At 38.3% G+C, this 14,229-nt stretch carries 16 protein-coding genes; 7 read left to right on the top strand and 9 right to left on the bottom strand.

Annotation, left to right across the window (positions count from 1 at the left end):
• Window positions 1–122 precede the first annotated feature (122 nt).
• Window positions 123–305, top strand: a complete 183-nt coding sequence (locus tag ABS766_RS07655) for a CsbD family protein (protein WP_408084541.1) — start codon at window positions 123–125, stop codon at window positions 303–305.
• A gap of 271 nt (window positions 306–576) precedes the next feature.
• On the opposite strand, the gene ABS766_RS07660 is transcribed toward ABS766_RS07655, so the two are convergent.
• The 6 genes from ABS766_RS07660 to ABS766_RS07685 all read right to left on the bottom strand — a co-directional run bounded on the left by ABS766_RS07660 (window position 577) and on the right by ABS766_RS07685 (window position 4,384).
• On the bottom strand, window positions 577–1,332 hold the full coding sequence (locus ABS766_RS07660; protein WP_408084542.1) for a LytR/AlgR family response regulator transcription factor: 756 nt from the start codon (window positions 1,330–1,332) through the stop codon (window positions 577–579).
• An 89-nt stretch (window positions 1,333–1,421) separates the two neighbouring features.
• Complete coding sequence (locus tag ABS766_RS07665) at window positions 1,422–1,742, bottom strand: 2TM domain-containing protein (RefSeq protein ID WP_408084543.1); 321 nt, start codon at window positions 1,740–1,742, stop codon at window positions 1,422–1,424.
• Between the two features lie 2 nt (window positions 1,743–1,744).
• Window positions 1,745–2,044 (bottom strand): 2TM domain-containing protein, encoded by a 300-nt coding sequence (locus ABS766_RS07670; protein WP_408084544.1) that lies wholly within the window; start codon window positions 2,042–2,044, stop codon window positions 1,745–1,747.
• Window positions 2,045–2,062: 18 nt separating this feature from the next.
• Entirely contained in the window at window positions 2,063–2,356 is a 294-nt protein-coding gene (locus tag ABS766_RS07675) for a 2TM domain-containing protein (RefSeq protein ID WP_408084545.1), read from the bottom strand.
• Between the two features lie 18 nt (window positions 2,357–2,374).
• Window positions 2,375–3,724 (bottom strand): histidine kinase, encoded by a 1,350-nt coding sequence (locus tag ABS766_RS07680; RefSeq protein ID WP_408084546.1) that lies wholly within the window; start codon window positions 3,722–3,724, stop codon window positions 2,375–2,377.
• 36 nt (window positions 3,725–3,760) lie between these two features.
• Entirely contained in the window at window positions 3,761–4,384 is a 624-nt protein-coding gene (locus ABS766_RS07685; protein WP_408084547.1) for a hypothetical protein, read from the bottom strand.
• Window positions 4,385–4,545: 161 nt separating this feature from the next.
• Between ABS766_RS07685 and ABS766_RS07690 the strand changes: the two genes are divergently transcribed.
• Complete coding sequence (locus ABS766_RS07690; RefSeq protein ID WP_408084548.1) at window positions 4,546–5,388, top strand: fructosamine kinase family protein; 843 nt, start codon at window positions 4,546–4,548, stop codon at window positions 5,386–5,388.
• Between the two features lie 5 nt (window positions 5,389–5,393).
• On the opposite strand, the gene ABS766_RS07695 is transcribed toward ABS766_RS07690, so the two are convergent.
• The gene (locus tag ABS766_RS07695; RefSeq protein ID WP_408084549.1) at window positions 5,394–6,545 is read right to left on the bottom strand and encodes a peptidoglycan DD-metalloendopeptidase family protein; all 1,152 of its coding nucleotides are present in this window, start codon (window positions 6,543–6,545) and stop codon (window positions 5,394–5,396) included.
• A gap of 64 nt (window positions 6,546–6,609) precedes the next feature.
• On the bottom strand, window positions 6,610–8,766 hold the full coding sequence (locus ABS766_RS07700; protein WP_408084550.1) for a TonB-dependent receptor: 2,157 nt from the start codon (window positions 8,764–8,766) through the stop codon (window positions 6,610–6,612).
• A gap of 216 nt (window positions 8,767–8,982) precedes the next feature.
• Here ABS766_RS07700 and ABS766_RS07705 point away from each other — a divergent pair, with 216 nt between their 5' ends.
• The 5 genes from ABS766_RS07705 (at window position 8,983) to gloA2 (ending at window position 12,810) form a co-directional block, all read left to right on the top strand.
• A complete protein-coding gene (locus ABS766_RS07705; RefSeq protein ID WP_408084552.1) occupies window positions 8,983–9,381 on the top strand; it encodes a lipocalin-like domain-containing protein in 399 nt (132 codons plus the stop codon).
• Window positions 9,382–9,464: 83 nt separating this feature from the next.
• Window positions 9,465–10,697, top strand: a complete 1,233-nt coding sequence (locus ABS766_RS07710) for a porin family protein (protein ID WP_408084553.1) — start codon at window positions 9,465–9,467, stop codon at window positions 10,695–10,697.
• A gap of 35 nt (window positions 10,698–10,732) precedes the next feature.
• A complete protein-coding gene (locus tag ABS766_RS07715) occupies window positions 10,733–11,944 on the top strand; it encodes an outer membrane beta-barrel protein (RefSeq protein WP_408084554.1) in 1,212 nt (403 codons plus the stop codon).
• A gap of 99 nt (window positions 11,945–12,043) precedes the next feature.
• Window positions 12,044–12,418, top strand: a complete 375-nt coding sequence (locus ABS766_RS07720; RefSeq protein ID WP_408084555.1) for a VOC family protein — start codon at window positions 12,044–12,046, stop codon at window positions 12,416–12,418.
• 2 nt (window positions 12,419–12,420) lie between these two features.
• Window positions 12,421–12,810, top strand: coding sequence for an SMU1112c/YaeR family gloxylase I-like metalloprotein (gene gloA2 / locus ABS766_RS07725; protein ID WP_408084556.1), 390 nt, complete (start codon window positions 12,421–12,423; stop codon window positions 12,808–12,810).
• A gap of 74 nt (window positions 12,811–12,884) precedes the next feature.
• Here gloA2 and ABS766_RS07730 read toward each other — a convergent pair.
• Window positions 12,885–14,229 (bottom strand): Ig-like domain-containing protein (locus tag ABS766_RS07730; RefSeq protein ID WP_408084557.1); only part of this gene is annotated, 1,345 nt, incomplete at its 5' end.

The following is a 14,229-nucleotide window of genomic DNA, read 5'->3' on the forward strand; positions in this document are numbered from 1 at the left end:
GTAGCGATTGGGATTTTTTGATTTTGTTCACAGTGGGTTAAACTTATCCCAAAGGTTTGGCTTTTATGGTTTTACAGGTGTAACTTTATACTATAATTAATAACCACTTAAATAAAAATATTATGCCAAATTCAACAGAAATCCGCGGAAACTGGGATGAAATGAAAGGAAAACTGAAACAAAAATATGGAGAACTTACTGACGACGACCTAACGTACGAAGAAGGTAAGGAAGATGAAATGTGGGGACGCGTTGAAAAGAAAGTAGGCAAAGCCAAAAAAGAGATTATGTCTCTGTTTGAATAAACCTTTTCCTTCAAAGCACAAACCACAGTTCTAAAACTGTTCTGTAAACAGCATATTTGTTTGCCGAACAGTTTTTTTTTATCCATAACTTAAAAAGGGCGAAAAACCCTTTTTGTTTCACAAAATGGATAAAAATTAAACATCGTGTGTGAAAAGTGTGAAAGATATTTCAACCCCTACCCTACATACAAAATTTTCTTGGGATTTTTAAACAACAGTAATACTTTTCTGTAAACTGTTAACCGTAAACTAAAAACTGTTAACGACATACTCATCCCAGCCACTCCCTGAAATCGTTAACCCTTTCGCGGCTTACTATAACCTCATCGGCAGTATAGGTAGGCAACATTACTTTAAGGCGGCTGTTGGTATATACAACAATATCTTTAATAGCATTTACCGAAACAATATGCTTGCGGCTCACGCGGTAAAACTGCTTTGGGTCCAGTTCCTGTTCAAGTTGCTCCAGGGTTAGTTCAAGCAGGTAATCGCGATTGTCTGTAGTATGTATGTACGTGCCTTTATTTTCGCTGTAAAAACATTCAGCATCTTCTACATTAATCATTTTAAGGCGCTGCCCCATTTTAATGGTAAAGCGTTTTTTATAATCTTTATCAACAGGGTTTACCAGCATATTCTTTATCTGGTTAAAATCCAACATCAGCTTTTGGGGTTCCGTTTTAAGGTTCCTATATTTTTTTACGGCTATCTCCAGCTCTTCTTCATCAATAGGTTTTAAAAGGTAATCTATACTATTCAGTTTAAAGGCACGCAGGGCATATTCATCATAAGCTGTAGTAAAAATTATAGCGCTGCTTATGGGCACGGCATCAAATATTTCAAACGAAAGCCCGTCAGAAAGCTGTATATCCAAAAAAACAAGATCGGGTTGAGGGTTGGATGAAAACCAAGCTATTGCTTCTTCAACCGAATGCAGCATAACATCAGTAGCTATGTCCAGCTTTTGCAGTTTGCGTTGCAGCAATCTTGCCGCCGGTTTTTCATCTTCAATAATAATAACATTCATTGTTCTTGGTTGTTTGTTTATGGTTCTTAGTTGTAGGTTATTTGGGAGTTTACCGGCTTTATATTTTTATGACTTTATGACTTTTAAGATTACTCCCATTTTTTGTGTTTAGTGTTATCCTCCCCCATATATTTTTTAATCTTACGCTCCTCCCATTCGGCACCAAACAAAAAATCGGTACCAAATACTGCAAACCCATGGCAAAGCAGGCCTATACCCCAAAAAAATGCCGTCGTAAAAGTATTCCAGGTTAAAAACTGCTCACCAGGTTCCATTGTTAACCAATGGACAATAAGTAATAGCATATTAACAATAATATAAATGGTAAAATGTTTATAAAATCCTTTAATAGCCTTTACTCTTTTGCGTGCCCGCTCCATTTTTCTATACTGGTCTGATGAATTTTCCATTATTAAAATTTAGTTTTATGTTGTTCTTTTTCTATAAGTTCTTTCAGCTTACGCTCTTCCCAGTCTCTACCCAAAAAGGGTAAAAAATCAAAAGTCGTCAGCCCGTGTATCAGTAGCCCCGTACCCCAACCCAAAAGAGAAAACCAAAACCAGTGGAACTGGGGATCAAACATCAGGTTGGCAAAAATGATGATTGGTATAATAATACAGTAACAGGTAAGATGGTAATAAAAACTTTTAATTTTCTTTACTTTCTTTTTTGCTAAGCTATAGTCATAATATTCATTTTCAGAATTATACATGATTTTATAATTTAAAAATTATTCCCAATTGTTATTACGTTTCTTTTCCATCATCTTCTGAACTTTTCGTTCTTCCCAATCTTTTCCTAGAAATGGAAACCGGTCAAAAGTCACCACGCCATGAATTAGTATTGCTGCCCCCCAGCCCAATAGAGAAAACCAGAACCAGTGAAACCCAGGTACAAATTTTAGGTTTATATAAATAACAATGGGCATGGTAGCACAATAACAAGTTAGGTGGTAGTAAAAACCCTTAATTTCTTTTACCTTTTTCTTTGCTTTACTATAAGCATCTTTTTCACTAATATTCATTATAAATCAGTTTATTGGTTACTTCCATTTATTATTCTGCTCTTTTTCTATCAGCTCCCTAATCTTACGGTCTTCCCAGTCAGATCCCAGAAACGGCATAAAATTAAATACTGTAAGCCCGTGTATCACCACGCCTATACCCCAGCCTACTGCAGAGTATAAAAACCACCAGTACTGTGGGCTTACAATTGCGTTAAATATGGCAAGGCCTGTATTTATAAGTATATAAGAAAATAAATTACCGTAAAAGCCTTTAATATCTTCTACTTTTTTCTGTGCCCTTAAATAAGCGTTTTCGCTTTCATTGGGTGTATATAAAGGTTCCATAATAGTTACTTGTTTAGTTAATACCGGTAGTTTTACAGTAAAATATTTTTCAGTCTGCTCTACCAGCACCTTGCGGTTAGTTATTATGGCATAGCGGCTTATAATATTCTGTAGCCCCACACCACGCCTGCCCTGCATTATTTCTTTCTTTTGAAAATCATTTTGCACTATCAGGTATCCTTTTTCTTCATAAATCCTTATATGCAATGGCTTTTGCTGGCTTACTATGTTGTGCTTAATGGTATTTTCCAGCAACAACTGTAGCGAAAGTGGTACTACTTTAGCTTCGGGGTCCGGTAGTTTTTCGGGCATTTCATAAAAAACGCTGTTTTCAAACCGCATTTTAAGCAGGTTCATATACGTTTTTGCAAAGGCAAGTTCTTCTTCCACACTAACCAGCTCTTTATCCCTTTGTTCTAACACATAGCGGTACACTTTAGAAAGAGATGTGGTAAACCGCTGGGCATTCTCAGGATTTTCTTCAATTAAAGAGCTTAATACATTAAGGCTGTTAAACAAAAAATGGGGATCTATCTGGTTTTTAAGGCTTTCGTATTTTGCTGATGCCGTTCCGGCAATAATTTTTTGCTGGTTTACCTTATTCTCCTGGTAGCTCTTATAAAAGTAAAAGGCATGTATAACAAATGTGATTACTATAGTAATAATCATGGCAACATAATATTCGGCTAACGTTTCTTCTGCCCAAAACTCTTGCCAGCTTTGCCCTTCAATAGCAATGTCCTCAAAAATACGCAGCAGCAATATTATAAGTAACGATAGTATCAATGACACTGCAAAACCCGTTGCCAGCCTTTTTAAAGAAACACGGTTACCTTTCCAAAACCTGTCTAAACCTAAAAAAACCAACATGTTAGCCATATACAACGTTATGCTGTACAGCATTGTATAAAGAAAGTTTACAAACAGGGCATAATCTATGGTTATGGCAGCACCAGTTGCCAGCCTTACCACAAGCAATACAAAAAAGATGATGAGGCCCAGCCCTATTGACTTAAACAATTCTTTAAAAATGGTTTTCATAGCTTATTTTAAAACGTATTACTTATTACATTCCTGTTACTTATTACATTCCTGCAACATGGCTTCTGCCCTCTCTTTACCCCAGTTTGGGTGAAAAGGTGTTTCTGCCTTAAAGTTAGCAAAAAGTGTAACAGCACGTTCCAACTGTTTGCAAATCGGGGCTGTATCAGTGCCAAAGTATTTGGCAGAACCCATTTCAAATTCGGCTTTATTAAGCACTACTCTTGGGTTTTCCGGCGCAATCTTACTGGCTTTGGCATACAGTTCATTTACTTTTGCACTAAGCTTCATACCATTTGTCATAGGGTCATAGGTTATCCATGCGGTATGTATAAGCGCCTGCATTACCAGCAACTCTGCATTATCCATAGAGAGATACATAGCAGTATCTTGTGCAGCCTGCGCCTTGGTTAGCAATGCCTTTACTGTTTCTTTATCTTTAGTAGTAAAAGCTTCAGTAGTATTTACTAATGCCGTATAATAATACGGTAGCCAGTTATCTTTTTCGGCAGCAGCTATACGCTCAAAAAGTGCCGAAGCTTCTGCCGGTTTTCCTTCTTGCCAAAGCCCAAAAGCTTTTTGCATGCCGGTTTCATACTGGGTTTGTGCCCCTGCTGTGCTGGTAACCAATACCACTAACATAATAAATAATCGTATCATAATTAATAAATTAAAAGGTTATTGTTGTTTTTGATGAAGCAAATTTGCACACAATATCACAGTATATAAAAAGAGTGTTACCGAATTGTAGAATCAAGAGGATGAGTTGTAATTTTCTGTACTTTTGGAGCAACCATTGCATCCGGTTAAAAAATTACTAAATGAACAAAATATTATCAAAATTACCTTTTAAAATTTTAAAAACTACCGCTGTAAGCGGTGGGGATATTAATAAGACTTATAAACTTGAAGCAGTTGAAGGAAACTTTTTCATGAAAGTAAATTCACTAATAAAATATCCTGAACTATTTAAAAAAGAAGCTAATGGAATTAAAAGCCTTGCCCAGTCTGATATATTAAAAACACCACGAGTGGTTACCTATGGTGAATCTGACAATTACCAATACCTGATTTTAGAGTGGTTGCAAGCCGGTAATGAAACGCCTGAATCTCAGGTGAAATTTGGCCGCCAGCTTGCTACTATGCATCAAAAGCCACAGCCTTTTTTTGGTTTTACGGAAGATAATTATCTGGGCACCTGGCGGCAGCCTAATACACAGCACACCAACTGGCAGGATTTTTACACCGAATGCCGCATTATGCCCCTGGTAAAATTAATTGTAGATAACCGCACGTTTTATAAAGAAAACAGGGTTGCTGCTGAAAACTTTTGCAGCCGCATTGGGGAGTTATTTCCTGATGAGGTGCCAGCACTGTTGCATGGCGATTTGTGGGGGGGCAATTATATAAGCCTTGAAAATGAAGATACTGCGCTTATTGACCCGGCAGTATATTACGGGCACCGTGAAATGGATTTGGGCATGAGCCGGCTTTTCGGAGGTTTTTCGGCAAAATTTTATGAGGGGTATAATGAAGTTTACCCTTTAGAGCAAAACTGGCAGGAACGCCTGCCCTATAGCCAGCTATACCCATTGTTATTTCATGCATATGCTTTTGGAGGAAATTATATAAACAGTGTAAAAGAAATACTGAAGCGGTTTTAAAAGGCTTATTCAAGTTTATTTGCCAGGCTTTTATGTAAAAAAGCTTTTTGCCCGCCGGGTGTTTGTATATGGAGCCAGTCATTATGCTGGCCCAGCAGCGCAACAGTATCGTTGGCAGAAAGTGTATCTATAACCTTGGTTTGCGTAGAAGGCCCCTGCCTTAAGTTGGCGCGGCTTTTTACACTCAGGCTTGCCGTAGTAAAACTCTGCGGATACCCCGTTTTATTTACCTCACCAGTTTTATACACATAGGGCAACGGGTTTACCGCGCCGCGTTTATAAATACCAAAATGTAAGTGAGGTGGTGTAAAACGTGCGTTGCCCGTATTACCCACAAAGCCCAGGGTATCACCTGTTGTTACACGCTGGCCATTGGTTACGGCTATACTGTCAAGATGGGCATAATATAATGAGCTGCCAAAAACAGCTGTACGCAGCCACACCTGCCTGCCGCCAAGCCCACGCTCACCCGTATAGCCTATTACGCCATCGGTAACGGCTACTACGGGGGTGCCCCTTTGTGCAAAAATGTCAATACCCTCGTGGCGGCGTTTGCCCCCGTCGCGCTCCATACCCCAAAAGCTGCCAATATCGGCATTGCCCCTGCCTGCCACCGGAAAATCAAATAGTGGCTGTTTATTTATAGTAATAAGAAAGCCGGTAGCAGCAGCCATTTCAGATTGCAATATAACTTTATACATACCGGTTTCTTTAATTGGTACGCTAAGGCTGGTTTCACCAGGCTTGCTGCTTTCCATTAACTCAAAATCAGCATCCCTTTTTTGGAAAGCATCTATAAACACTCGCTGACTTAGTGAATCTTTATCAACAGCAACCTCCAAAACCTCACCCTCCTGCAGGTTTATAGTATAACTATAAACAAAATTGCGGTAGGGGCTAAACGTTCCTTTTTCGCCATAAGGCAGCGGTATTTCAAGGCTGTCATGCTGTGCAGCAGCATAAGCAGCCTCCCACTGCGCCAGCTCGTTTTTATTACCGTCAAATTCACGGGCATATACCTCACGGGCAGTAGGGTTGGTAAAAGCATCGGTAATTTTGTTTACGCCTGCTTTAATACCGGAGCATCCCGGGCATGATATTACTAACAGCAACACAGCAAGCGCCGAAAGTCCGTAAATTATTACATTCTTCTTCATGCCTGTAACTGTGCATATATTGTGCCGCTTTTTGTTAAAAGCAGGATGGCTGCATCCGGGTTAATTACAGGTTATCAAGCTGGTTAGAGGTTTCATCATTGCTTATTGTCCAGAAAAAGCCCACAAAGAAAAACCGGTCGGCAGGCTGTGTAACGGCGTGGCGGGCAAACTGTCCGTCCGCGCCGGGATTATCTGCATAAGTATAGTCAAACACATTGTTAGTACCCAGTACATTTGACACCGAAAAGTACACGATTTTTTGTTGTGTGAACAACCATGCCCAGCTTAGGCTAAGATTGTTATAGCTTTTGGTACGGGCATCCATAAAAGCAGCCTGATTAGGGTTATTGTACGGCCGCCCTGAATTAAAACTATACGTTACCCCTAATTGGGAGCGTAAACTGGTTATCCAGTATTTAGTTACCACCGAAAGGTTATGGGTGGCTATATAGTTGGGCGTTACCTGTTTTTCATAATTTTTATAATCCCTTTCACTGTCAATATAGGAATAGGAAACCCAGTATTCTGTGTTTTTAAACAGTTTGGCATCGCGCCAAAACAAGTCTATACCCCTGGCATATCCATAACCGTTGTTATTATATACGCTGTTATATTGTGCTGTGGATGTGTTGTATTTTACCAGGTTATCATAACTTTTATAATATGATTCTGCCCTAAACGTTTGCCCGTCGCCATTATACATATAATTAAAAATGTAGTGCGCCGTTTTTTCATACTCAGGGCTTTTATCATACTTGAGGTAATCCTGCCTTGGGGTCTGGTAAAAATCACCATATGCCAAAGAGAACTGCCCTTTTTTACCTGCCTTATACGCTAGGGCAATACGTGGCTCAAGGCTTGTTACATTTACAATATCAGAATGTGACCCCCTTAACCCGGCCTTTAAGGCAAATTTGCTTGAAAATAAAATATCGGCCTCCGTATATATTGCAGCTATGCCATTATTATATCCGCTGTTAAATGTAAACCCCGTAGGCTCGGCATAGTCTTCTTTAAAATCAGTTATAAAGTAATCACTGCCAAAACTCAGCTTAAAATGCCTTGTGAAGCCCTTGGTAAGTTTAAGTTTCAGGTGGGCGCTGTGTTCACCGTTATCTACGGTATTTTTGTTAAGCATTATGGCATTATGGCTGTACCCGTATGATACTCCTGTGTTTATTGTCCATTGTGTACCAAACATGCCTTTGTAAGAGGTATTAAAATACAGGTTATCATTTACCATATCTACCCTAGCCGGCTGCAGCTGGTTAATATCCTTCTGGTTCAGGTCAAAATCTGTACGGCTAAAAGCAGTATATACTTTTAAAAGGCCGCTGTTAAAATGGTAACGGTAAACTGATTCACCCGAAAAATTCTGGTAGGGCTTGTTCCAGTCCAGCTTTTGGGGTACTAACCATTGGTAAGGCTGTAAATTCATATAAGCTCCATTAAAGCTTAAAGAACTTTTCTCCCATTTTTGGGTATTTCCCAGCGCAAGGCCGGCCGTCATTACTGATATTTCGGTTTTGTCCTGGTCTGCCTCGTCTATAGTATTAAGCAACAATACACTGGAAAGCGCCTCTCCGTATTCCGCCGAGTACCCCCCGGTAGAAAAGGTCATCCCTTTAAATAAAAATGGTGAAAAACGCCCGCGGGCCGGTACATTGTTGGCAGTAGCGCCATACGGCTGTGCCACGCGTACCCCATCAATAAACGTTTGGGTTTCATCAGCCTCGCCCCCGCGCACAAACAGCCTGCCATCTTCACCTACCGTCTGGGTGCCCGGCAATGTTTGCAATGCAGCTATTATATTACCTGCCGAACCTGCCGTGGTAACAATATCTAATGCATTAAGTGCATTTACCTTAGTGTTATCGCCTGCACTAAAGGTTCCAGCAGAAATTACCACGGCATCCAGCGTGTTTTCTGATGGTTTCAGTATAAAAACCGTCGGCTTATAATCTTCTATACTTATACTTTCGCGTACATCCCCAAAAGTAAGAAAGGTAATAACCATTGTTTGCATCCCTGTGGACTGTGTAGTAAATGAAAAGTTTCCGTCAGAGTTAGTAACTGCCCCGTCATAGGTACCTTCAATATACACATTAGCGGTAGCTATGGGGTAACCTTTTTTATCGGTTACCTGACCAGACAGGGTTGTTTGGGCTGCTACCGGGAGTAGTACCATAATAAAAAATAAAAAAGTAACTGTTTGTTTCATGGCTGTTTTGTTTTGCACAGCAAAGATGTAACGGGGTTTACTTTTAGCATAAATATATATACCGAACTGTTGATTTAAAAGGATGAATTGAAACGGGATTATCTATATTTTAAATAATGTCAGCTAAAAAAATTCTGCTAAAACGTTGTATATCTTAATTTTTTCATAAATTAGCCCTCAGTTTAAATCTTAAACAATTGATTTAAAGAGAAGTATATGAGAATCGTATTTTTATGCATATTATTTTCAGGATTATTTTTTTCAGGCTGTAGTGAAGATGACGGGCAGGAAAAAACAATTGACGGTATGTGGGTTTTAAAACACAGCGCCGACAAAGAAGGTGCAGAAATGGATTTTGATGAGGATGATGTTGTATGGATTTTTAATACTGCACAAAACAGTATTACTGTTCAAAACAGTGTTTCTACCCCAAGTGCAATAAATATATATGCCGGCGTACCCAGTGGTACTTATATATATAGGATTGCAGAACAAGAAAATGATAAGGTATTATTTATTGACAACATGAAACAGGGAATCTTTGCTTTTGACAAAAACAACCTGGTAATCAGGACAAATACATCTAATGATATTGTTAAGGTTTTTGAGCGTTAAGTAAAACCTGTTTTTATATTTTTTTCGTTGTTTGCAATATTAAATTTTATCTATATTGCAGCACCAACAAATTCAATCAAACAATGAAAAAAACCTTATTGGCACTGGTATTGCTATCTGTGCTGCATTGTTTTTCACAAACACATTATGAGCAAGGCTATTTTATTAATAACCAAAATGCAACCACACAATGCCTTATTAAAAACATTGCCTGGAAAAACAATCCCGAATCTTTTGAGTATAAGCTTACCGAGGCTGGTGAGGTACAAAAAGCCCATATAAATGATGTAAAGGAATTTAATGTAAATAATACCTATAAATTTATCAGGTATAGTATAGATATTGATAGGGCTCCTAACGATGTTAACCATTTAAGCGTCATTAAAGAGCCGGACTGGAAAAAAGAGACTGTTTTTTTAAAAGCGCTTGTTGAGGGTAAAATTACTTTATATCAATATGAAGATGGCAATCTGGTGCGCTACTTTTATATAACAGAAACCATGGAAGTGCCTGAACAGCTTATTTACAAACCGTATAAAACCGGTAGTGCCGTTGCTTACAATACCGCATATAAAGGGCAGCTTTATAATGTAATGAAAGACAAATTACAGGATATTAAAAGTTTCAAAAACATAAAATACAATAAAGAGTCACTTGTAAAATTATTTTTAGAATATAACGGCAATGCAGAAACCCAGGTTAATAACCTTAGCAGCAGGCAAAACAAATCCAGTTTTCATGTAAAATTTGCGCCAGGCATAAGCTTTGTGTCGTCTTCTGTTTACCAATCTTCTAATACCAATGCGGGTATCGATATGGATACTAAGCCAGTATTGCGTATAGGGGCAGAAGCAGAATTATTGTTACCTTTTAATAATAACAAATGGTCTTTATTTGTAGACCCTAACTATCAGGCATATAAAGGCGAAAAAAAAGGAACTAAAGGAGTTAATTATGTAACCCCGGATTGGGAACTAAAATATCAGTTTTTAGAATTACCGGTAGGCGCGCGTTATTATATGTACTTAAATAATAAATCTAAATTTTTTATAGATATCGCTTATGTTTTTAGTTTTAATATGGGCGATTCCTATGTCCAATATACTTTTCCTGAGCGTGTAGGCAGCACGGGGTATTCTTTAAAAAATGATAACATTACAAAAACCACAAATTTTGCTGCCGGATTAGGTTTTAGTTATAGCGATTTCAGTATAGAAGCACGTTATGGCTTTGAGCGGGGCATTTTGCATAATTATGACAACTTCGGAGCAGAATACTCATCTTTAAATATTATAATAGGATACAAAATATTTTAATACCCCTCTTTTTTCAACTCTTGAACCAACTTACCATGAAAAAAATATATACCCTGCTGATGCTTTTTTCAGCAGTTACCCTTTTTGCGCAAACCCATTATGAACCAGGTTATTTTATAGATAATAATGGTAATGCCACAAACTGTCTTATAAAAAATAAAGACTGGAAAAGTAACCCTGTAAACTTTGAATATAAAGTAACCGAAACCGGTGAGCCTAAAACTGCAACTATGCAGCAGGTAAAAGAATTTGGCATTACTAATGTATCTAAATTTATACGCCATACTGTAGCCCTTGACAGGGCTACTGAAAACATGAGCAGGATGAGCCAGCATAAAGAACCGGATTGGCAAACGGAAACAATTTATCTCAGGGTACTTGTTGAAGGCGATATTACATTATTTAAATATGAAGATGCTAACCTGATCCGTTTTTTTACAAGCACCCCTTTGGGTATGGCTGAGCAGTTGGTTTATAAGCCTTACATGGTTGGCAATGCAGTAGCTTATAATACAGATTATAAAGGCCAGCTTTATACTTTAATGAAGGACCGGATAACAGATACTGAACGTTATAAAAAAGTTGAATATGAGGCCAAATCGCTTACAAAACTTTTTTTAGAATATAATGGCAATAACGCCACAGAGTTTAAAAAAATAAGCCGTCCGACAAAAGAACAATTTCATGTAAGGATTACTCCCGGTGTAGCCTTTACATCGGTATCAGCCTATGTAATACAAAATTTACAGCGGGATTTTGATTTTGATACTAAAGCGGTATTACGCCTGGGTGCTGAAGCAGAAGTTGTTTTGCCTTTCAATAATAATAAATGGTCTTTATTTATAGATCCTAATTACCAAAGCTACGAAAATAGCGGCGGAAAAGATTATTCTAAAACGCAGCATATTGAATGGAACATTAAATACCAGTTTGTTGAAATACCGGTAGGCATACGGTATCACATGTTTTTAAACGATAAGTCTAAATTTTTTGTAGATGCGGGTTACCTTATTTCAGTAAACGTAGGCGATTGTACTATTGATTATCATTATACCACGCAATACAGCTCAATAAGCAGGAGTACCGATTTAGAAAAATCATCAAATGTGGTGGCAGGCGCCGGTTTTGGTTACGGTGACTTTACTGTTGAAGCCCGTTATAGTTTTAACCGGAGTATTTTCAGCCTTTCAGAGTGGGGCGCAGACCATTCTTCAATTGGAATAATTGTAGGTTACAAACTATTTTAATCTTTAATTAGTCAATAAAGCTCTTCAGAATTTATATTTAATTATACATAAGGTTGTTATAAAAATAATTATTTTTATAACAACCAAAAATTTAAATATATGACGATACCAAACCAATACCTACCGGTTATGCCCTACATTATTGTGGATGATGCTGTGGCTTTTTTCGACTTTACAAAAAACGTTTTTGATGCACACGAACAGCTTATTGTTCCCGGTGAAGATGGCAGGGGGATTATGCATGGTGAAATAAAAATTAATGATGCCGTTATAATGTTTGCGCAAAGCAATGAGCAATGGGGCACTAAAACCTGTGGCATTTTTATATATGTAGAAGATGTAGATAGCGTATATAATAAAGCCATAGCACACAAGGCCACGCCTCTTAGAAAACCTGAAAAGCAGGAATACGGTTACAGCGGAGGGTTTGAAGATCCTTTTGGTAACCAATGGTGGATTTGTAATAACGATTAACAATGATACACATATCTAAAGTACACCATATTGCTATTATATGTAGCAACTATGAGGCTTCTAAAGAATTTTACACCAAAATATTGGGGTTAACTATTGTAGCCGAAAATTACCGTGAAGACAGGGACTCATATAAACTGGACCTTGCTCTTAATGGTGAATATATTATTGAAATTTTTTCTTTTAAAGACCGGCCTGAAAGGCCATCACAACCGGAAGCTTTGGGGTTACGCCACCTTGCTTTTGCTGTGCCGGATATTAATACGGCAATAGCATGGCTCTCTCAAAATAATATAGCAAGCGAACCTGTTCGGGTTGACGCCTATACTGGTAAAAAATTTACTTTTTTTGCTGACCCCGACGGGCTTCCACTGGAGTTTTATGAATCATAATATTTTGTAATTATTTTTAAATAAAAAATGCCGGCTGAATCAGCCGGCATTTTCATTAATATAAAGCTATCAGATTATAGTCTGTCATTAACTATTATTTTCACAGTTTTAACACCGCGTTCAGTAGTTACATGCATTATATAATTTCCGCCTTCAACCACACTTAAATTTACCTGTGCTGTAGTAGCGTTTAACTTTTTGTCAAAAACTACCTGGCCAAGCATATTTATAAGTGTTACACGTGTTATTACCTGGTTGCTTTCAAGATTTAATACATCAATTACAGGAACCGGATAATACGTAAGTGTAGTTTTTACAAATACATCTGTTCTTAAAGTTATAGATACAGTAACCGCAAGAGATTCATTACTCTCACAACCATTCATGGTCTGAGTAGCGTAATAGGTTACGCCTTCCATAAGTGAAGTATCCGAATCAAGTGCGTTTTCATGATTGGCTGCATCTTCTGCAGAAGCATACCATATCACATTTTCACCGTCAACTGCTATATCAGCAAGGGTTTGTCCTTCTTCAAGGGTTTGTGCTGCATCTCCTGTTGGTGCAGGAGTATTATTAATAGTAACACTCACTGCAGTCCTCGGGCTTTCACAATCATTCATCATTTGCGATACATAGTAAGTACCTGTAGCAAGTGTCGCATCTGAAGCAAGTGGAGTTTCACTGGTTTCATCGGCATACCACATTACATCTGTACCTGTAGCCATAAGATCTGAAACAGTAGCACTGCCACAGAATGTTTGTGCATCTGCCATTGGTGCAGGAGTTACATTTACAGTAACCGCAACAGCAACGCGTGGGCTTTCACAATCATTCATCATTTGCGATACATAGTAAGTACCTGTAGCAAGTGCAGCATCTGAAGCAAGTGGAGAACCACCGGTTTCATCGGCATACCACATTACATCTGTACCTGTAGCCATAAGATCTGAAACAGTAGCATCATTACAGAATGTTTGTGCATCTGCCATTGGTGCCGGAGTTACATTTACAGTAACCGCAACAGCAACGCGTGGGCTTTCACAATCATTCATCATTTGCGATACATAATAAGTACCTGTAGCAAGTGCAGCATCTGAAGCAAGTGGAGATCCACCGGTTTCATCAGCATACCACATTACATCAGTACCTGTAGCCATAAGATCTGAAACAGTAGCATCATTACAGAATGTTTGTGCATCTGCCACTGGTGCCGGAGTTACATTTACAGTAACCGCAACAGCAACGCGTGGGCTTTCACAATCATTCATCATTTGCGATACATAATAAGTACCTGTAGCAAGTGCAGCATCTGAAGCAAGTGGAGATCCACCGGTTTCATCAGCATACCACATTACATCAGTACCTGTAGCCATAAGATCTGAAACAGTAGCATCATTACAGAATGTTTGTGCATCTGCC

The sequence above is a fragment of the Flavobacterium rhizosphaerae genome, from assembly GCF_046000445.1.
Classification (GTDB): Bacteria; Bacteroidota; Bacteroidia; order Flavobacteriales; family Flavobacteriaceae; genus Flavobacterium; species Flavobacterium rhizosphaerae.

Excerpts from the sequence above, each read along its gene's own strand:
- ABS766_RS07680 (WP_408084546.1), bottom strand. The coding sequence starts at position 3,724 with ATGAAAACCATTTTTAAAGAATTGTTTAAGTCAATAGGGCTGGGCCTC.
- ABS766_RS07655 (WP_408084541.1), top strand. The coding sequence starts at position 123 with ATGCCAAATTCAACAGAAATCCGCGGAAACTGGGATGAAATGAAAGGA.
- ABS766_RS07665 (WP_408084543.1), bottom strand. The coding sequence starts at position 1,742 with ATGGAAAATTCATCAGACCAGTATAGAAAAATGGAGCGGGCACGCAAA.
- ABS766_RS07705 (WP_408084552.1), top strand. The coding sequence starts at position 8,983 with ATGAGAATCGTATTTTTATGCATATTATTTTCAGGATTATTTTTTTCA.
- gloA2 (WP_408084556.1), top strand. The coding sequence starts at position 12,421 with ATGATACACATATCTAAAGTACACCATATTGCTATTATATGTAGCAAC.
- ABS766_RS07700 (WP_408084550.1), bottom strand. The coding sequence starts at position 8,766 with ATGAAACAAACAGTTACTTTTTTATTTTTTATTATGGTACTACTCCCG.
- ABS766_RS07690 (WP_408084548.1), top strand. The coding sequence starts at position 4,546 with ATGAACAAAATATTATCAAAATTACCTTTTAAAATTTTAAAAACTACC.
- ABS766_RS07675 (WP_408084545.1), bottom strand. The coding sequence starts at position 2,356 with ATGAATATTAGTGAAAAAGATGCTTATAGTAAAGCAAAGAAAAAGGTA.
- ABS766_RS07685 (WP_408084547.1), bottom strand. The coding sequence starts at position 4,384 with ATGATACGATTATTTATTATGTTAGTGGTATTGGTTACCAGCACAGCA.
- ABS766_RS07695 (WP_408084549.1), bottom strand. The coding sequence starts at position 6,545 with ATGAAGAAGAATGTAATAATTTACGGACTTTCGGCGCTTGCTGTGTTG.
- ABS766_RS07660 (WP_408084542.1), bottom strand. The coding sequence starts at position 1,332 with ATGAATGTTATTATTATTGAAGATGAAAAACCGGCGGCAAGATTGCTG.
- ABS766_RS07670 (WP_408084544.1), bottom strand. The coding sequence starts at position 2,044 with ATGTATAATTCTGAAAATGAATATTATGACTATAGCTTAGCAAAAAAG.
- ABS766_RS07720 (WP_408084555.1), top strand. The coding sequence starts at position 12,044 with ATGACGATACCAAACCAATACCTACCGGTTATGCCCTACATTATTGTG.
- ABS766_RS07710 (WP_408084553.1), top strand. The coding sequence starts at position 9,465 with ATGAAAAAAACCTTATTGGCACTGGTATTGCTATCTGTGCTGCATTGT.
- ABS766_RS07715 (WP_408084554.1), top strand. The coding sequence starts at position 10,733 with ATGAAAAAAATATATACCCTGCTGATGCTTTTTTCAGCAGTTACCCTT.